Raw genomic sequence first — 18,750 nt, 5'->3', positions numbered from 1 at the left:
CACCTCGCATGGCAGACTCTTTAGTTATCGTGGAATCACCGGCCAAGGCCAAAACGATAGGTAAATATCTTGGAAGCAAGTATATTGTGAAAGCGTCAATGGGTCATATTCGCGATCTGCCTAAAAGTCAGATCGGCGTTGAGGTCGAAAATAATTTCAACCCCAAATATATAACCATTCGAGGAAAAGGAAGCATTCTAAAGGAATTGAAGGATGCGAGAAAAAAAGTGAAGCATGTCTATCTTGCTGCCGACCCCGATCGCGAAGGGGAAGCTATCGCCTGGCATCTTGCGCATTATTTGGAGCTGGACGACACGGATACATGCAGGGTTGTTTTTAATGAGATTACGAAACAGGCGGTAAAGGACGCTTTCAAGACACCGCGCAAGATCAATATGGATTTGGTCAACGCGCAGCAAGCTCGGCGTATTCTGGATCGGCTCGTCGGCTACAAAATATCGCCGCTTCTGTGGAAAAAGGTGAAGAAAGGCCTCTCAGCGGGCAGGGTTCAATCCGTCGCCGTTAAGCTGATCATCGATCGCGACAATGAGATTGACGAATTCGTGCCCGAGGAATATTGGTCGATTACCGCGAAGCTCAAGCATAAGAATACGGCGTTCGAGGCCAAATACTATTCGTTGAACGGCGAGAAAAAGGAGCTTGGCAAGGAAGCCGATGTGAATGAAGTGCTTCAAGCGATGAAGGGCGAGCCTTTCACGGTGAATGAAGTGAAGGAGAAGGAGCGTCAGCGGAATCCGTCTCCGCCATTCATAACGAGCTCGCTGCAGCAGGAGGCTGCAAGAAAGATCGGCTTCCGGGCGTCTAAGACGATGTCGGTCGCCCAGCAGCTTTATGAAGGCGTTGAGCTTGGGAAAGAAGGGACCGTTGGTCTCATTACGTACATGAGAACGGATTCGACGCGTATATCTCCCGTAGCCCAAGAAGAAGCGAAAGCTTTCATAACGGAAAAATACGGTTCGGAGTATATGCCGGAGCAGCCGCGCGTCTATTTGAAGAAAAACAGCAATGCTCAAGATGCGCATGAAGCGATTCGGCCGACCTCCATTCTACGGGAGCCGGAGGTCATGAAGCCGTTCTTGTCGAGAGATCAATTGAAATTATACAAGCTGATTTGGGAGAGATTCACCTCCAGCCAGATGTCATCGGCTGTACTGGATACCATGACGGTGGATTTGAAAGCGGGAGACACCCTGTTCCGCGCAGCCGGTTCCAAAGTCAAGTTCCCCGGCTTCATGAAGATCTATGTGGAAGGCAATGACGACGGCACGGTCGAAGAGCATAAATTTCTGCCGCAGCTGTCGCCGGGCGATGTCATTCAGTCGGATGAAATCGAGCCGAAGCAGCATTTCACTCAGCCGCCTCCGCGCTATACCGAAGCAAGGCTGGTGAAGACGCTGGAGGAGCTGGGTATCGGCCGGCCGAGCACGTATGCGCCAACGCTCGAAACGATACAGCGGCGCGGCTATGTTGCGATAGAAGAAAAAAAATTTATGCCGACCGAGCTCGGAGAGCTCGTCATTCAGCTTATGGAGGAATTTTTCCCCGAAATATTGGATGCGGAGTTCACGGCCAATATGGAAGGCAATCTCGACCATGTCGAAGACGGCGACGGCAATTGGGTGAAGGTGCTTGCCGATTTCTACGAATCCTTCGAGAAGCGCCTTGAGGTGGCGGAGGAAGAAATGAAGGAAGTTGAAATTCAGGATGAAGTGTCTGATGAAATTTGCGAGAAATGCGGCCGACATCTCGTTTATAAGATGGGACGCTTCGGCAAGTTTCTGGCATGCTCCGGCTTCCCGGAATGCCGCAACACTAAGCCGATCGTGAAGGATATCGGCGTTGAATGCCCGAAATGCCATGAGGGCAAAATTATCGAGCGGCGCAGCAAGAAGGGACGTATCTTCTACGGCTGTGATCAGTATCCGGGCTGCGATTATGTGTCTTGGGACAAACCGACGAACAAGCATTGCCCGAATTGCGACGCGAATCTGGTGGAGAAGCGCAATCGCAGCGGAGCGAAGCTCCAGTGCGTTGCCTGCGACTATTCGGAAGAGGTTCTGGATGATGATAACGAGGAGCAGGCATAACCTATTTGCATCAGGGCTCGTCAACCAGCTAAAATAAGAACTAAGCGCAAACGTCCTCCCTATCCAGGGAGGATGATGTTGTTCTAAGACCACCGAACTTGTCAAAGTAATCAGCTAGCAACCTTGTTGCCAAACCCTTTGATCGGCATGCGATTCCTTCATATGAAGCGGATTTCAAATTCTAAGGAATCCTGGTTTCGTTAGCAGCTGGCTGCGGTATGATTTTTGGATCTAAAGAAGATTGGTAACCTTATTTATCGTTTTTGATTTAAAAAATGCATAATACTAAAGCAATAGCGTTATCATTATTTATTAGATTCCAAGAATGGCTGAATTCGCTAAAATAACGATGTGAGTATTCGTTAGAATCGTACATGACCAAACGGCCACCGCCAGTACTGAAAATAAAACGCCATAAAGAGTAAGGGGTTTTATTTTTAGAAATTCCACGGATTTTGAGAAGTTTGGTTTCGTTCTAACGCACGCCTTCCAGCGTGTCCCGCAGGGACGCAAGCGCTCCTACATAGATTTTAACTCTGAATCGCATGTGTAATGGATACGTTATCTATGCGGGAGTCCAGAGGGCGCTGCGCCTTCTCGAGCCCGCCCTCCCTTTGAAGGGAGGGTTTGGGAGGGTTGAACTCCTGGTTGGGAGGGTTGAAGCCCTTCATTAAAGGGTTGAGGAAGTAAATTTAAGCAAAGGAATGATCCACTTTGTCCGAGCAAAAAGTGACAGTCATCGGAGCAGGTCTTGCCGGAAGCGAAGCCGCTTGGCAAATTGCTTCACAAGGCGTGCCCGTTACTCTATATGAAATGAGGCCGGTCAAACAGACGCCGGCGCATCACACGAATCAATTCGCGGAGCTGGTTTGCAGCAATAGTCTGAGAGCTAACGGTCTGGCTAACGCCGTTGGCGTCTTGAAGGAGGAAATGCGGCGGCTTGATTCGCTTATTCTGAGCAGCGCAGACCGTCACGCGGTCCCTGCCGGAGGGGCGCTGGCAGTAGATCGCGACGGCTTCTCCGGTGAGGTTACAAGCCGGCTGAAAGAGCATCCGTTGATTGATGTCCGCAATGAGGAAGTAACCGAAATTCCTAAGGACGGCATTGTCGTGATTGCGACAGGGCCCTTGACGGCGCCATCTTTGTCGAAGCAGATTCAGGAGCTTCTCGGCGAAGAATACTTTTACTTCTATGATGCGGCTGCGCCGATTATCGAGAAGGAATCTATCGACATGAGCAAGGTGTATCTTGCTTCCCGGTACGACAAAGGGGAGGCTGCCTATCTCAACTGTCCGATGACCGAAGAAGAGTTTGAGTTATTCTACGACGCGCTTGTTCACGCGGAGACGGCGGAGCTCAAGGAATTCGAGAAGGAAATCTATTTCGAAGGCTGCATGCCGATCGAAGTCATGATGAGCCGCGGCAAGCAGACGGCGTTGTTCGGTCCAATGAAGCCCGTTGGTCTCGTTAATCCGCATACCGGCAAGCTGCCGCATGCGGTCATTCAGCTTCGCCAGGACAATGCTGCAGGCACCTTGTACAACATGGTCGGCTTCCAGACGCATTTGAAGTGGGGAGAGCAGAAGCGGGTTTTCTCGTTGATTCCGGGTCTTGAAAATGCGGAATTTGTACGCTACGGCGTGATGCATCGCAACACCTTCATCAACTCGCCAAGATTGCTGGAGGCCACCTATCAAACGAAGAATAGGGATACCTTGTTCTTTGCCGGTCAGATGACCGGCGTTGAAGGGTATGTCGAATCTGCGGCATCGGGCTTAATCGCCGGAATCAACGCGGCGCGTCTCGCAAAAGGGGAAGAGACGGTAACGCTTCCCGAGCATACGGCGCTGGGCAGCATGGCGAAATATATTACTACCGCCGATTTCAAGCATTTTCAACCGATGAACGCGAATTTTGGTCTATTTCCGCCGCTTGAGAATAGAATACGCAACAAAAAAGAAAAAAACGAAGCGATTGCAAATCGAGCGCTTAATGGCATCGAGCAATTCAAAAAAGAGGTTCTGATCAACATATATTCATAATGTAGGAGGGAATTCCATGGAAATGCAATTTCACGCAACGACGATCTGCGCTGTTCGCCACAATGGCAAGGGCGCTATTGCCGGCGACGGCCAGGTTACCTTCGGCAATAGCATGGTAATGAAGCATCACGCGAAAAAGGTCAGAAGATTGTATCGCGGTCAAGTGGTTGCCGGATTTGCGGGATCGGTAGCCGATGCGATAACGTTGTTCGAGAAATTCGAAGCAAAGCTGGAAGAGCATCACGGCAATCTGCAGCGGGCTGCGGTGGAGCTCGCCAAGGATTGGCGATCGGATCGCATACTCCGCAAGCTGGAGGCGATGATGCTCGTAATGGATAAGTCCGGTTTGCTGCTCATTTCCGGCAATGGAGAAATTATCGAAGCGGATGATGATATTCTTGCCATTGGTTCGGGAGGCACCTTCGCCTTGTCGGCGGCCAGGGCGCTGAAGCGTCATGCGCCAGAGATGGAAGCGAAGGATATGGCGCGTTCCTCGCTTGAAATCGCCGCGGAAATCTGTGTCTTTACGAATCATAATATTATCGTGGAAGAAATTGTTTGATTATTATTTGAAACCGGAGGTGGATCACAATGAAGAATGATGCATGGACACCGCGTCAAATTGTGGCTGAACTGGATAAATATATCGTTGGACAAAAGGATGCGAAGAGATCCGTTGCCGTGGCGCTGCGCAATCGTTACCGCAGAAGCAAGCTGGATGAAGCTTTGCGGGATGAAATCGTGCCTAAGAACATTCTGATGATCGGGCCGACGGGCGTCGGCAAGACGGAAATCGCCCGCAGACTTGCCAAATTGGTAGGAGCGCCTTTCGTAAAGCTGGAAGCAACCAAGTTCACGGAAGTCGGCTATGTGGGCAGGGACGTCGAATCGATGGTGCGCGACTTGGTCGAAACCGCGATACGCATGGTGAAATCCGAGAGAACCGAGGAGGTCAAGGATAAGGCGGAGAAGCTTGCGAATGAACGGATTGTAATGCTCCTTGCTCCATCGGCTACGAAAGCCAAAGCATCCAAAAATCCTTTCGAAATGCTGTTCGGAGGCGGACAGGAGGAGAAGGAAGAAGAGGCAGACAAGGTAATTGACGAGACTCTCGAGCAGAAGCGCTCGAAGCTGAGAGAGGAGCTTGCCGCAGGCAAGCTTGAGAACGAGGTTATCGAGATCGAAGTCGAGGATACCTCGCCAAGCATGCTTGACATGCTGTCCGGCCAAGGTCCTGAAGGAATGGGTATGAATATGCAGGAAATGTTCTCGCAGCTTATGCCGAAGAAGCCGAAAAAGCGCAAACTGCCTATAAAAGAAGCGAGAAAAGCGTTAATTCAGGAAGAAGCGAATAAGCTGATCGACATGGATGATGTAATAACCGAATCGATTGTGAGAGCGGAGCAAAGCGGGATTATCTTCATCGATGAGATCGACAAAATAGCGAGCCCGTCGCGCGGCTCGGGACCTGATGTATCCCGTGAGGGCGTACAGCGGGATATTCTTCCTATCGTAGAAGGTTCCACGGTGATGACCAAATACGGTCCGGTCAAAACGGATTATGTGTTATTCGTTGCCGCAGGCGCTTTCCATATCGCAAAGCCTTCAGATCTCATTCCGGAGCTGCAGGGGCGCTTCCCGATCAGAGTTGAGCTGACTTCCTTAAGCCTGGATGATTTCATCAGCATTCTGACGGAGCCGAAGAATGCTCTGACCAAGCAGTATACGGCATTGCTGCAGACAGAGGGCATTGAGATTGACTTCTCGGAGGAAGCGATTCGGGAGCTTGCCTCTATTGCCGCAGACGTTAATCGCAATATGGAGAATATCGGCGCGCGCAGATTGCATACGATTCTTGAGCGCTTGCTTGAGGATTTGTCGTTCGAAGCTCCGGAGTTGAATATGGAGAGGATGACGATTACTCCGGAATATGTGAGGGAAAAGCTGGGAAGTGTTGCGAAAGATCGCGATTTGAGTCAATATATACTGTAGTGTTGAAAAGCTTTGGGAGGCAAATAAGAAATGAGTTTATTGAATAAGACAAGAACGCTGAACCGGCTGCTGCAGCGCGCAGCCGGGAAAGCACTGAGCTTCAGAGAAATGGCGGAGGTGCTTTGCTCTACGATACAGAGCAATGTGTTCGTAATCAGCCGGAGGGGGAAGATACTTGGCTGCGCCGCTATCGACATCTATGATCATGACTTTATCCGATCATTGTCGGCGGACGAGCTTCGATTCTCTGTAGACACCAATCTTCGATTTATGGAAACGCAGGAATCGATGACGAATGTAAAGCCTGATTCGGGCATTATGGAAGCCTTCCCAAGATTGGGAGAGCAGGAAATTATGACCGTCGTTCCGATTATCGGAGGAGGAGACCGTCTTGGCACGTTATTGCTGACAAGGCAGGCGGGTGGATTCGATGATGAGGATCTTATTCTTGCCGAATACGGCTCAACAATCGTCGGAATGGAGATTCTGAGGGAGCGGGCTGATGAAATCGAACAAGAAGTACGGAGCCGTGCGGTCGTTTCTGTTGCGATCGGCTCCTTGTCCTTCAGCGAGCTTGAAGCCGTCGAGCATATTTTCGAAGAATTGAACGGCAAGGAAGGGCTACTGGTTGCTTCCAAGATTGCGGATCGCGTTGGCATTACGAGATCGGTTATTGTAAATGCGTTGCGGAAGCTGGAGAGTGCCGGCGTTATTGAGACAAGATCGCTTGGGATGAAGGGGACCTATATCCGAATCCTTAATCCACAGCTTTTGCAGGAGTTGGAAAAAATAAAATCATAGTCCTAGGCATTAACGACTAAAAAAGTCCCGTCTTTTCAAAAGACAGGACTTTTTTCTTATTGTAATAATTTAGGTGATTATAGATCATTATGAAGGTGTCACAAATCGACACAACTTACTCATTTTTTTAATAATTTATTGTCGAAGAAAGAAGGATTGGGCGACATTCTGTTGAATACGTTAGTTAGGATACAGAAATAGGAAAGTGGTGAAAACGTATGGGTTTGTTGAATGGCGCATCATTTAATCGAATGGAAGCTGCCGTTCAGGCTGCGGAATTCAGGCAAAGGGTTCTATCGAATAATATCGCAAACGCGGAAACCCCGAATTTCAAACGATCGGAAGTGTTGTTCGAGGAGTTGCTGGAGCAATCGATGGGTCCTTCGGGCAAAAGCCAACTGGCTGGACGCAAAACGAACAACAGACATATTACAATCGGCTCAGATGCAAGCTTGCTTCCGAACGCCAAGGTTGTAACGGATGAATCGACATCGATGAATAACAACAAGAATAATGTCGACATGGACAGGGAAATGTCTTTGCTTGCCAAAAATCAATTAAGCTATAACTTGTACATCGGACAAATCAATCATGACATCACAATGATGAAAACGGCGATATCAGGGAGGTCATAATAGATGAAGTTATCGACGGGATTCGATATAAGTGCATCTGCGTTAACCGCGCAGCGACTTCGAATGGATGTGATTTCTTCGAATATAGCGAATGCGGAAACAACGAGAGGAAGCTATGTTAACGGCAAATTCGAGCCCTATAAGAGGAAGTTGGTCGTTCTCGAGCCGCTGCAGCAATCGTTCTCGAATGTTCTCGCTAAGCAGATGGGAGGAAATGATGCGGCTGGGGGCGTAAGAGTAGCAAGTATACAGGAGGACCAAACACCTAGCAAGCTGGTCTATAATCCTAGTCATCCGGATGCGGATGAGGCTGGATATGTACATATGCCTAATGTTGATGTGTCCAAAGAAATGGTCGATATGATCTCCGCCTCGCGTTCTTATGAAGCGAACGTGACAGCAATCAACGCAACGAAGGCCATGTTCGTCAAAGCGCTTGAGATTGGCAAATAGAAATCGACATCGGAATGAAAGGTGGAACAGGGATGATTCAGGTTATGCAGCTAGGGGCCGTGTCTCCAGTAAAGGCCGTTCAAGCGAAGCCGCTTGAGCAATCGACTCCTGCTGAGCTGACACAAAGCTTCGGCCAATATTTGCAGAATGCGATCAACAGCGTGAACACGCAAGAGCAGGCCGTCAGCAAGCTGAACGATCAATACTTGGTCGGCAATGTGGATGTGACGAAAGTTATGATTGCCTCGCAGCAAGCGGAGCTGACTCTGCAGCTTACTACGGAGGTAAGAAACAAAATAATAGATGCCTATCAAGAAATTATGCGTATGCAGATCTGATGAGCGACCTAACAGGCAAAGTAATTGGGTGAGGTGACAATGTGAACGAGAGAATCGCCCAATATCGACAGCGGCTCATGTTGCGATGGGGCCAGATGGGCAAAAAACAAAAAATATGGTTGGGGGCATCGATTAGCGGATTGCTGTTAGCGATTATCTTATTAACGATCGTTTTCTCAAAAACGGAGTATGAGCTCGCGTTTCAGAATCTAGATGCAACCGATGCGGAGGCTGTTATAACCTATTTGGACGGAAATGGTATTCCGTATAAATTGGAAAATGGCGGAACCAGCATATCCGTGCCAAGCGCAAGCGCATCGAAGGTAAAGATTGCTGTGGGTTCGCAAGGTCTTGTGCAGAACGGCTCGATCGGGTTTGATATATTCAGCAAGAATAGCTCTAAGTTAGGTGAAACACAGAATGAATTCAATGTTATCTATCAGAATGCCTTGAATGGCGAGGTTCAGAAGCTGCTGAACGGCTTGAAAGGCGTTGAAAGCTCCAAGGTATTGATCAACAGGCCGGAAGAAAGTGTGTTTCTGTCGCCGGACAACGAGCAGAAGGCTTCTGCCGCCATCGTGATCAATTTCAAACCGGGCTATCGTCCTGCCCAGAAAGAAATAGATGGTTACTATAATTTGGTAAGCTCGACTGTTTCCGATCTGGCGATTCAAGATATTACAATCTCCTCGACGCAGCTTGGCGAGTTGACTTCGTCCGAAGCCGGAGGTCTTACGACTGGAAACGCGGATGTGGCGGAGCTTCAATTTCAAATTCAACAAAAGTACGAATCAGAGTTGAAAAAAAACATTCAACAATTTCTGGGCCCGATGGTCGGAGCGGATAATCTGGTTGTCAGCATCTCGAGCTCGATGAATTTCGACAAGAAGATAAGCAAGGAAGATTTGGTGCTGCCGCTAGAGAATAACGATAATAACGGCATCAAAATTAGCGAACAGACCGAAAATCAATCGTCTACCGGTTCAACCGGGCAAGCGGGCGGCGTGGCAGGCACCGGAGAAACGGATGTGCCAGGCTATGACGCGACAGCATCAAACGGCGGCTCCTCCGAATCGAGTTCGGAAATTATTAATTACGAAGTGAGCCGCGTTACGAATAATATCGAATCGGGTCCATTCGTGGTGAAGGATCTCTCCATCTCTGTAGGCATTGATTCCGCGCAATTGGCGGATGAGACGAACCGTGATGGCATTATGAATTTCCTGACGACTCTCGTTCGGTCGCAGCTCGCGAATTCCGGACAGGATGTAACTAATGACGCTGAAATCAGCAAAAAGGTTTCAATCCTTGCAAGCAACTTTACGAATAGTTCTTCGACAGCGACTTCCAAAGGCATCTCCACTCCGCTAGCGATTGGGTTGGGAGTTGCCGCGTTAGCTCTAATCGGCGGACTTATTGCCGTCATTGCCAGAAGAAGAAAGAATCAAGAGACGGAAGAACTTGTTCCGGAGCAGCCGTCCAAGATCGAATATCCTACACTTGATTTGGAAAGTGTCAGCAATGACAGTCAAGCCCGCAAAAATCTTGAAACACTTGCCAAGAAGAAGCCGGATGAATTCGTCAATCTGCTTCGCACATGGCTTGTAGATGAATAGGGGGGCTCGCACTTGTCCAAAGCCATGCAAGGTTTAACCGGACGTCAAAAAGCTGCAATATTGCTTATTACATTAGGACCCGAGGTGTCCGCTCAAATCTTCAAGCATCTGCATGATGACGAGATCGAGCAGCTCACACTGGAAATCGCGAATGTGCGCAAGGTAGACAGCCTGGATCGCGAAACGATTCTTAGCGAATTTCATCAGATTTGCATCGCGCAAGAATATATTTCGCAAGGCGGCATTACTTACGCTAGGGAAATTCTTGAGAAGGCGCTGGGGGAGTCCAAGGCGCTTGAAGTCATTAATCGCTTGACCGCAACCTTGCAGGTTCGTCCTTTCGACTTTGCCAGAAAAGCGGAACCGGCTCAAATTCTCAATTTTATTCAAAACGAGAATTCGCAGACGATTGCTCTCGTGCTCTCGTATCTGCAGTCCGAGCAGGCTTCGCAAATTCTGTCTTCGTTGCCTCAGGATAAGCAGGCGGATGTTGCCAGGAGAGTAGCGCTAATGGACAGCACTTCTCCTGAGGTGATAGCCCAGGTTGAACGCGTCCTCGAGCAGAAGCTGTCGGCGACGGTCACTCAGGATTACACGAATGCCGGCGGCATCGATTCAATTGTTCAAATCTTGAACGGCGTCGATCGGGGTACAGAACGAACGATACTGGATTCGCTGGAAATTCAAGATCCCGAGCTTGCCGAAGAAATCAAAAAAAGAATGTTCGTATTCGAAGATATTGTCAACATCGACAATCGTTCCATTCAACGGATTATCCGCGACATCGAAAACGCGGACCTGCAGCTTGCACTCAAGGTTGCCAGTGAGGAAGTGCGGGAAGCGATCTTCCGCAATATGTCCAAAAGGATGGCGGAAACCTTCAAAGAAGAAATGGAATTTATGGGTCCCGTTCGATTGCGCGATGTCGAAGAAGCCCAAACGAGAATTGTCGCTACCATTCGCAGGCTAGAAGAATCGGGTGAGATTATTATCGCCCGCGGCGGAGGAGACGATATCATTGTCTAGACTAATCAAATCTGCGAGCGTCATTACGATTGAGCAATTAAAGCAATTGCAGTCGGCGAATGCGCACAAAACGGTCGAAAGCCAGGAAGAACAAACCACTGCTGCCGCACCAGAGCAACCGGATGAAGAGACGATTTCGCTTCGCGATCAAATTATTCAAGACGCTCAAACCGTTGCCGGCGAGCAGCTTCAAGATGCAAGAACGAAAAGCGAGCAGCTCCTTGCGGATGCCAAGCAACAAATTGAGGACTGGTGGCAGGAACAGCGGGAAGCTGACGCAGCTGCAGCGGAGCAAGCCAGGCATGAAGGCTACCAAGCCGGCTTTACGCAAGGCAGCGAGGAATCCCGTCAGCAGCTTCAATCCGAATGGCAGAGCAAGCTGGATCTTGCCTCGAGTACACTTAAGCAAGCCTATGTGATGCGAGAGCAAATCATCCAGGAAGCAGAGCCGTTCCTGGTTGAGCTGAGCTGTGCAATCGCCGAGAAAATTATTGGTCAGCAATTAACGCAATCGCCTGAAACAGCGATTCAGCTCATCCGGCAAAGCTTATCGAGACGACGAGAGCAGGGCGTGATCACATTATGCGTGGCGCCGACTCAGCTATCATTCTTGCAAGCTTCGCGGGAAGAGTTGAACACTGCAATCGATTCCCAAGCCGAGCTCCAAATATTGCCGGATTCCACTGTGAAGGATATGGGCTGCGTAATACGCTCCTCATTCGGCAGCATTGATGCGCGAATCGATACCCAGCTTTCGGAGATCAAGCAAGAGCTGCTCCAGCTCTCACATCATATCGGCGAGGAGAGAGTTCACTCCCATGAGCCTGAATAAGCTTGACGTGCAGAAGTATCTTGAGCATCTCAGACCGCTGGATCCGGTTCGAATCAACGGCAAGGTGACACAAGTCATCGGTCTCACAGTCGAGTCCGAAGGGCCAGATGCCAGCATCGGCGATCTCTGCTATATCTATCCTTCAAAGAGCGCTCAGCCGTTGAAAGCGGAGGTTGTCGGTTTTCGCGACAACAAGGTATTGCTTATGCCGCTTGGCGATCTGCATGCGATTAGCCCGGGCTGCGATGTTGTTGGATCGGGCAAGCCATTAACGGTTCAGGTCGGCTCTGAGCTGCTTGGCAAGGTGCTCGACGGTCTAGGCAATCCGCTGGACGGATCAAAGCTTCCGGCTAGAATGCAGCATTATTCTACGCATAACAGCCCAAGCAATCCGCTTGACCGACCGAGAGTCACAGAGACGTTAAGCGTTGGCGTGAAAGCCATCGACGGCTTGCTGACTGTCGGCCAGGGACAACGCGTCGGTATATTCGCCGGCTCTGGCGTCGGCAAGAGCACACTGCTCGGCATGGTCGCCCGCAACACCTCCGCAGACGTGAATGTCATCGCGCTTATCGGAGAACGAGGTCGGGAGGTCCTCGAGTTTATCGAGAAGGATCTCGGTCCCGAGGGACTTGCACGGTCTGTGGTCATCGTCGCGACATCCGATCAGCCTGCTTTAATTAGGATGAAAGGAGCCCTTATCGCAACGACTATCGCTGAATATTTCCGTGATCGCGGTCTGAACGTCATGCTGATGATGGACAGTGTCACCAGATATGCGATGGCGCTTCGCGAAGTCGGGCTTGCAATCGGAGAACCTCCGGCAACAAGAGGTTACACGCCTTCTGTTTTCGCAGCTCTGCCTAAGCTTCTGGAGAGGGCGGGAACAGGTCCGGCCGGCTCTATAACCGCCTTCTATACCGTTCTGGTTGACGGTGACGATATGAATGAGCCGATAGCCGACGCGGTGCGCGGCATATTGGACGGTCATATTGTGCTCAGCAGGCATTTGGCCAACAAGGGTCAATTTCCCGCGATTGATGTTCTTGCATCTGTCAGCCGCGTTATGAAAGAAATCGTGACGGACGAGCAGCAGGATGCCGCTAACGAAATGAAAAGGCTGCTATCTATTTATAAAGATTCGGAAGATCTGATCAATATTGGGGCGTATCAGCAAGGATCGAACAAAGAAATTGATTTGGCTATTTCATCGATGGACGAGATACTGGCTTTCGTGAAGCAGAAAACATCGGAGAAGGTCACGCTGAAGCAAGCTCAGGATAAGCTAATCCAACAATTTTACAGGAGTTGATCCGGCAAGTGGCCATGTTCCAGTACTCGTTCCAGAAGGTCGTGGATTTGAAGAAGAGTCAGAAAACACAGGCGGAATGGCTGTTATCCAATGCGCTTAGCCTGTTGTCCGCACAGGAAGCGTCGCTAAATGAGCTCCAGCAAGCCAAAGCGGATTGGGAAGCCAAGCTCCAAAGCGCATCTGCGGAAGGCGTGCCGCTTTCCGAAATTGTGATCATTAGGGAGTACTTGGACCATGTGCAGGCTTGTATTGAGAAGAAGCTCCTTCAGGTGGAGCATGCCCAGCATGCGGTTGAGCAGAGCAGATCTCGGCTCTCTGACAAGATGAAGGATGAGAAGGTATGGTTGAAAGCGAAGGATAACGCCTTCCACACCTACCGACAAGAAATGAGCATCAAGGAACAAAACGAACTGGATGAAATGGCTACCGTCAGATTCAAGATGGGAGCACAGTAATGGCATGAATGCCCGCTAGAGGGAGTGATAGGAATTGGCGGACACAAGTATGGAGAAGCAAGGCTACAGCGGAGTAGAGCGATTCCTGTTCATGATGGTGCCCATATTATTCGTCATCGCGTTGTTATTCGTGCTTCTGACCTTGTTCGATATGGATTTCCGAAATCGCGCGTTGAGCTTCGGCCAGGAGGTTCCGATCCTTCGAGATGTGCTTCCTGAGCCGAAGGTTGCGGGAAATACGATGGATGACGATCAAATTCGCTCGATTAAGCTGAAAGAAAAAATCGACGAGCTTGAAACCGAGCTTGCCGCTGCGCAGAATGAGCTGGCGCAAGCAACGGCGGATAAGGAGCAGAACGGCCAGACAGTGGAGCAGCTGCAGCAAGAGAATGAAACGCTGAAGCAGGAAAACGAGGAAAAGTTGCTGACGGATGAACAATATGCGGCGAAGATCAATGATCTTGCAGGCATGTTCACGGATATGACGCCAAGCAAAGCGGCTCCTATCATTCAAAGCATGTCGCTGGACGAAATGGTGCTGCTGTTCTCGACCATGCGCGGGGATGATCGCGGAAAGATCATGGAGAAGATGGATCCGAAAATTGCCGCAGAAGCGACAATGAAGCTGAAGGACAACGAAAGCGCCAAGGATTTGCAAATTGCCGCTTTGCAGGATGAAATCATAGCCGCCCAGGCTGACGCGGCCGCTTCCCAGGCTTCCACATTGGACGACAGTCAGCTAAGCGCGACCTTTGCCGCCATGGATGCGAAAAGCGCCGCGCAGCTGCTCTTGAAGATGACAGGCATCTCTTCAACGAAAGTGCTGAGAATTTTGAATTCCGTAAATAACGCGACACGTTCCGGGCTGCTGTCGGAGATGTCGAATATCGACCAGAATGCAACGGCATCGATAATGGCCAAATTAATGGAAGGCAGTTAACGAAAGATTTGCAAGTCCAATTAGGAAGGGAGGTGAAAAAATGGATATGACAATGCCAAAACTGTCAGCGGCTCAAGCGAGCTCTTCATCCTCTGGGTCAGCTCTTGCAAAATCGAATGCTTTAAACGCGGCCGGAGGATTTCAAAAGGTTCTCGTTCAGCAAATTGGAAGCAGCAAGACGGATTCAAAGCCGGAGGGGAAGTTGTTCGCGAATGTGGCAGCGCTCATCGGGGGAGACGATACTGCAGCTTCCGCTGAAAATGACGATATGGCAATTGATCTAGGAAGTTTGATGAAGATGATTGATGAGTTGATTGACAAGCTCTCAGGCGACGATGACCAGAATGCCGGGGATTCGGATGACCTGGACAAGGAAGATTTGATTGACTTGAACGATCAACTAAACGCCTTGCTGGCTATGATGGGAGTTCCGATTGCGACTGTTGCCAAGCCAATTGCGTCAGGAGAGGAAGGCTCCCAAGGAGCTGCTGCAATGCAGTCGCAGATAAGCGCGGCGCAGTTGAAAAGCAATCTTCAAGACGGTCTTCTGCAGCTTCAAGCCGCACTTGCGCAAACCGGACTTCAATCATCATCAGGACAAGCTTTGCTATTGCTTGCAGGGCAGGAAGTCAAATTGATCGCGACTGCTCTTGCCGGATTGACGAAGGATTCTGAGAAGCAGCCCCAAGAATCAAAATTTTCTGCGCCGGAATGGTTGACTGCCGTATCTTCTAACGAGGAGAAGGATGCAATTAAACAGCTGCAGCGATTAACGCAGTTGGCGATGAATACGGCTTTGCAAGGGGCGAGCGCTCAAGAGGTTCAGACGACGGATGCGGACGGGCTTGCGGGTCAACAAACGCCTGCAATGATGGCTTCGGATGTGTCAGACATTCTTCCAATCGGTCTTCTGCAGTCCAGCAATGCGAACAACTTAAGGGATTTGACGCCGCTCATCAACAATCAGTCAGCGCCAACCGCCTATGTACTCGCGGATGATTTTGCGGATACGATGAACGGACTGCTCGTTCAGAAGCTTCAAATTCAGACTTTGAACGGCAATTCCGAAGCCAAGCTTATGCTGATGCCCGAGCATTTGGGACAAGTGGATGTTAGACTTTCGATGCAGAACGGCATATTGACTGCGGTATTCCACACGGATACGGCTGCGGCCAAGGATATGCTGGATAATCAGATGGCTCAGCTTAGAGCCTCGCTTCAGGCGCAAGGACTGCATGTAGACAAGCTGCAAGTGACCCAGACACAGCCGACGCTGCAACTTGGCGGTCAGTCGTTCAATCAACAGAACAACGGCCAGTCATTCTCGAGAGGACAGCAAGGCTCTGCCGGAGCTCAGAACGCTACTGAATCCTTCGAGGCAGAGCTTGACGAACAAGCGGCTATTCAAGGATTGGGCTATGGCAGAGCGATTAACGAAACTGCTTAGGATTTGATTCCCATCATGAATCGGAATTGGAGGTGAACGAAAAGATGTCTGATGCTATTTCTACCCAAACAATATGGCCGAATTACGCTGCCTCGAATGTGCAAGCAGCGGCCGAAAGGCAACCCAGCGATACGCTTGGCAAGGATCAATTCTTATCCATTCTGGTTACGCAGCTTCGCAATCAGGATCCGATGCAACCCATGCAGGACAAAGACTTTATCGCCCAGATGGCTCAATTTACTTCTGTTGAGCAGTTGATGAACATGTCGTCGGAGCTCGCGTTAATGAGACAGAATATAGGCTCGGCGTCAAGCTTGATAGGCAAGTATATTGAGTGGAATGAATACGATGAGTCGGGCGACATTCAGACATTAGGAGGCATTGTCGATTCGATTGTTTCGAAGGATGGACTCTTATATGCGAGATCCGGCAGCATGGAGGTCGGGCTCGATTATGTAACTTCTATTTCTGTCAACGGGCCAAGCGATTCGGAAACCGGGGGAGAAACGGACGGAACTGATCCCGCAGACGGTACCGATACAACGGACGGTACCGATACAACGGACGGTACTGATACGACAGACGGTACCGATGCGACTGAAGGCTCGGAATCTGGCGAGGAGTCCGGCGGCAGTTCGGAAGAAGGTGAAGGAGCATGAGCGATGGCATGAAGATCAGCCACATGTATCCAATAAGAAGCGCTCCCTTGCAGCTTGAGAAATTCGTCCATTCCGATCTGAAGAAAGCGGCGAAGGATTCTCCGTTCCAGAAAATGCTTCAATCCGAAGTGCTTAATTTCAGCCGCCATGCCGAGACGAGAATGGCTGAGCGCGGTATTCAGCTTCAACCGGAATCGCTTGACAAAATTAGAGATGCAGTGGATCAAGCGGCTTCAAAAGGAGCAAAGGACTCGCTTATCGTTTATCGAGATATTGCGATGATTGTGAATGTTCCTAGCCGAACCGTTGTAACAGCAATGGACGGCAACCAAATGAAAAGCAATGTGTTCACGAAGATCGACAGCGCCATTATATTATCATAGGCTGGACCGCGCAGGAGGCCTATAGTTGCGGATCGATTGATGCAACTTGAATCATTATAATGAGTTGAAAATGGAGGAATCGAATCTATGTTAAGATCCATGTATTCAGGCGTTTCCGGCATGAGGGGCTTTCAAACCAAGCTGGATGTAATCGGGAATAACATTGCGAACGTCAACACAGTGGGCTTCAAGGCCGGACGAGTTATGTTCCAGGATATACTGAGCCAAACGGTATCAGGCGTAACCGCTCCCGAAGAAGGGGAGAGCGGCGGCGTGAACGCGAAGCAAATCGGTCTGGGCGTATCTATCGGCGCAATTGACACGATTCATACTGCAGGGAGCGCGATGACGACAAACCAGCCAACGGATCTTCGCATCGACGGCGACGGATTTTTCGTTGTATCGGCTGGAGACGGCACGGAGCAGCTGCTGACAAGAGCAGGCAACTTCACATTGGATGCGGACAGACAACTCGTAACCTCAGACGGCATGTTCGTGCTCAGCTCAGACGGTTCGCCTATTGTGCTGGATGAAGAGGTAACAGCGTTCTCGATCGCGCAGGATGGCACGATTATCGGCGTCACTGCGGATGGACAAACAGAAGTTGCTCAAATCGGCATTGCCAAGGTCGTCAATCCAAGCGGACTTGAAAAGCTGGGCGGGAATTTATATCGCATGACCGTCAACGCGAATCCGGATGGCGAATTCGAGCTGTTGACGGCTAATGATCCCGAGACTGGAACTGGAGCTATTATTTCCGGTCAGCTTGAAATGTCCAATGTCGACCTCACGGCCGAGTTCACGGAGATGATTGTTGCTCAGCGCGGCTTCCAAGCCAATTCGCGTATTATTACGACCTCGGATGAAATTCTTCAAGAAGTCGTCAATCTGAAGCGTTAAAGATAGAAAGCAATGAATGAGCGGGAGGCTGCCAGCCTCCCCTACTAAGCTCAGGGGGGAAGCTGATGATCACCGTCACTCGAATTAACGGCACCAAGATTGTCATTAATGCCTTGCTTATCGAATGGATTGAAGAAGCTGCTGATACTGTCATTACTCTGACAACCGGCAACAAACTTGTTGTGAAAGAGAGAGCAAATGAGCTGATATTGCTTAATCAGCAGTATCTTCAATCAATCGGCCTCGTCGCAGCGGCACAGAAACTCGACCAGATGGAGGGGCCTTCGACATGAAGAAAATGTTGCCTTGGTTAATTACGATTCTATTGTCTATTACACTCATTGCCATAGTTTCAATCATACTGTTTCGGTCGTTCTTCAATGATCCTGCGAATGAGACGGCAGAAAACGCCAAAGTGGAGGTTAAGGAGCTTTCCGCAGATGAAAGAGTGGAAGAAACGTCCATCCTTAAAGATTTCCGCAGAAACATTCAGGACTCCGACTATGTCGTGATTATGAGCTTTGCTTTTCAACTGGACAGCAAGAAAACGAAGGAGAACTTCGATAAGCTTCTGGACATCGAGATTAAACCGATTATTAGCCGGACATTGGCCGATGTTTCCCAGGAGGATCTCGAAGGTTCCAAGGGCGAAGACGCTCTTGAATCGAAGCTTCTTAATCTGATCAATCCCGTCATTCCGAATGATGGAAAGTTGTTGAAGGTGGAAATAACGGATTTCATTATTACCAGATTGTAGATTCTTAAATTCGAATTCAAAAATTCAGGCTGCTTGGCAAAAGCGGGCTTATT

The 18,750-nt window shown here is 49.7% G+C and carries 20 protein-coding genes; all 20 read left to right on the top strand.

What is annotated here, in order from left to right; all coding sequences use genetic code 11:
- The first annotated feature begins 8 nt into the window (after nt 1–8).
- Nucleotides 9–2,108, top strand: a complete 2,100-nt coding sequence (topA, locus tag HFP08_RS19410) for a type I DNA topoisomerase (RefSeq protein WP_168122263.1) — start codon at nt 9–11, stop codon at nt 2,106–2,108.
- 714 nt (nt 2,109–2,822) lie between these two features.
- Nucleotides 2,823–4,151: an FADH(2)-oxidizing methylenetetrahydrofolate--tRNA-(uracil(54)-C(5))-methyltransferase TrmFO gene (gene trmFO / locus HFP08_RS19405; RefSeq protein ID WP_168122262.1), complete on the top strand. Its 1,329-nt coding sequence runs from the start codon at nt 2,823–2,825 to the stop codon at nt 4,149–4,151.
- Between the two features lie 16 nt (nt 4,152–4,167).
- On the top strand, nt 4,168–4,713 hold the full coding sequence (hslV, locus tag HFP08_RS19400; RefSeq protein ID WP_168122261.1) for an ATP-dependent protease subunit HslV: 546 nt from the start codon (nt 4,168–4,170) through the stop codon (nt 4,711–4,713).
- A 29-nt stretch (nt 4,714–4,742) separates the two neighbouring features.
- Nucleotides 4,743–6,143, top strand: coding sequence for an ATP-dependent protease ATPase subunit HslU (gene hslU / locus HFP08_RS19395; RefSeq protein ID WP_168122260.1), 1,401 nt, complete (start codon nt 4,743–4,745; stop codon nt 6,141–6,143).
- 30 nt (nt 6,144–6,173) lie between these two features.
- Nucleotides 6,174–6,944, top strand: a complete 771-nt coding sequence (gene codY, locus HFP08_RS19390; RefSeq protein WP_168122259.1) for a GTP-sensing pleiotropic transcriptional regulator CodY — start codon at nt 6,174–6,176, stop codon at nt 6,942–6,944.
- A 218-nt stretch (nt 6,945–7,162) separates the two neighbouring features.
- Nucleotides 7,163–7,579, top strand: a complete 417-nt coding sequence (gene flgB / locus HFP08_RS19385) for a flagellar basal body rod protein FlgB (protein ID WP_168122258.1) — start codon at nt 7,163–7,165, stop codon at nt 7,577–7,579.
- A gap of 3 nt (nt 7,580–7,582) precedes the next feature.
- Nucleotides 7,583–8,032 (top strand): flagellar basal body rod protein FlgC, encoded by a 450-nt coding sequence (gene flgC / locus HFP08_RS19380; RefSeq protein WP_168122257.1) that lies wholly within the window; start codon nt 7,583–7,585, stop codon nt 8,030–8,032.
- 32 nt (nt 8,033–8,064) lie between these two features.
- Nucleotides 8,065–8,370 (top strand): flagellar hook-basal body complex protein FliE, encoded by a 306-nt coding sequence (gene fliE, locus HFP08_RS19375; RefSeq protein ID WP_168122256.1) that lies wholly within the window; start codon nt 8,065–8,067, stop codon nt 8,368–8,370.
- A 41-nt stretch (nt 8,371–8,411) separates the two neighbouring features.
- Nucleotides 8,412–9,986, top strand: coding sequence for a flagellar basal-body MS-ring/collar protein FliF (gene fliF, locus HFP08_RS19370; protein WP_168122255.1), 1,575 nt, complete (start codon nt 8,412–8,414; stop codon nt 9,984–9,986).
- Between the two features lie 24 nt (nt 9,987–10,010).
- Nucleotides 10,011–11,012 carry a flagellar motor switch protein FliG gene (gene fliG, locus HFP08_RS19365; RefSeq protein ID WP_481856588.1) on the top strand — a complete coding sequence of 334 codons (1,002 nt, stop codon included), beginning with the start codon at nt 10,011–10,013 and terminating at the stop codon, nt 11,010–11,012.
- Entirely contained in the window at nt 11,005–11,844 is an 840-nt protein-coding gene (locus tag HFP08_RS19360) for a FliH/SctL family protein (protein WP_168122253.1), read from the top strand. The genes fliG and HFP08_RS19360 overlap by 8 nt, the downstream gene beginning before the upstream one ends.
- A complete protein-coding gene (fliI, locus tag HFP08_RS19355) occupies nt 11,831–13,156 on the top strand; it encodes a flagellar protein export ATPase FliI (RefSeq protein ID WP_206109291.1) in 1,326 nt (441 codons plus the stop codon). The genes HFP08_RS19360 and fliI overlap by 14 nt, the downstream gene beginning before the upstream one ends.
- 14 nt (nt 13,157–13,170) lie before the next feature.
- The gene (gene fliJ / locus HFP08_RS19350; RefSeq protein WP_240941606.1) at nt 13,171–13,611 is read left to right on the top strand and encodes a flagellar export protein FliJ; all 441 of its coding nucleotides are present in this window, start codon (nt 13,171–13,173) and stop codon (nt 13,609–13,611) included.
- 34 nt (nt 13,612–13,645) lie between these two features.
- Entirely contained in the window at nt 13,646–14,551 is a 906-nt protein-coding gene (locus tag HFP08_RS19345) for a magnesium transporter MgtE N-terminal domain-containing protein (RefSeq protein ID WP_168122251.1), read from the top strand.
- A gap of 40 nt (nt 14,552–14,591) precedes the next feature.
- Nucleotides 14,592–15,998, top strand: coding sequence for a flagellar hook-length control protein FliK (locus HFP08_RS19340; RefSeq protein ID WP_168122250.1), 1,407 nt, complete (start codon nt 14,592–14,594; stop codon nt 15,996–15,998).
- Nucleotides 15,999–16,042: 44 nt separating this feature from the next.
- The gene (locus HFP08_RS19335) at nt 16,043–16,657 is read left to right on the top strand and encodes a flagellar hook capping FlgD N-terminal domain-containing protein (protein ID WP_168122249.1); all 615 of its coding nucleotides are present in this window, start codon (nt 16,043–16,045) and stop codon (nt 16,655–16,657) included.
- Entirely contained in the window at nt 16,654–17,040 is a 387-nt protein-coding gene (locus tag HFP08_RS19330) for a TIGR02530 family flagellar biosynthesis protein (RefSeq protein WP_168122248.1), read from the top strand. Before HFP08_RS19335 ends, HFP08_RS19330 begins: the two co-directional genes overlap by 4 nt.
- A gap of 87 nt (nt 17,041–17,127) precedes the next feature.
- Complete coding sequence (gene flgG, locus HFP08_RS19325) at nt 17,128–17,940, top strand: flagellar basal body rod protein FlgG (RefSeq protein WP_168122247.1); 813 nt, start codon at nt 17,128–17,130, stop codon at nt 17,938–17,940.
- A 65-nt stretch (nt 17,941–18,005) separates the two neighbouring features.
- Nucleotides 18,006–18,233, top strand: a complete 228-nt coding sequence (locus HFP08_RS19320; RefSeq protein WP_168122246.1) for a flagellar FlbD family protein — start codon at nt 18,006–18,008, stop codon at nt 18,231–18,233.
- Entirely contained in the window at nt 18,230–18,697 is a 468-nt protein-coding gene (locus HFP08_RS19315; RefSeq protein WP_168122245.1) for a flagellar basal body-associated FliL family protein, read from the top strand. The genes HFP08_RS19320 and HFP08_RS19315 overlap by 4 nt, the downstream gene beginning before the upstream one ends.
- Nucleotides 18,698–18,750 lie beyond the last annotated feature (53 nt).

Origin of the sequence: Paenibacillus sp. HB172176 (assembly GCF_011947265.1) — a bacterium.
Lineage (GTDB): Bacteria > Bacillota > Bacilli > Paenibacillales > Paenibacillaceae > Pristimantibacillus.
The sequence above is the reverse complement of the archived record's forward strand: the minus strand, read 5'-3'. Positions and strand labels throughout refer to the sequence as shown.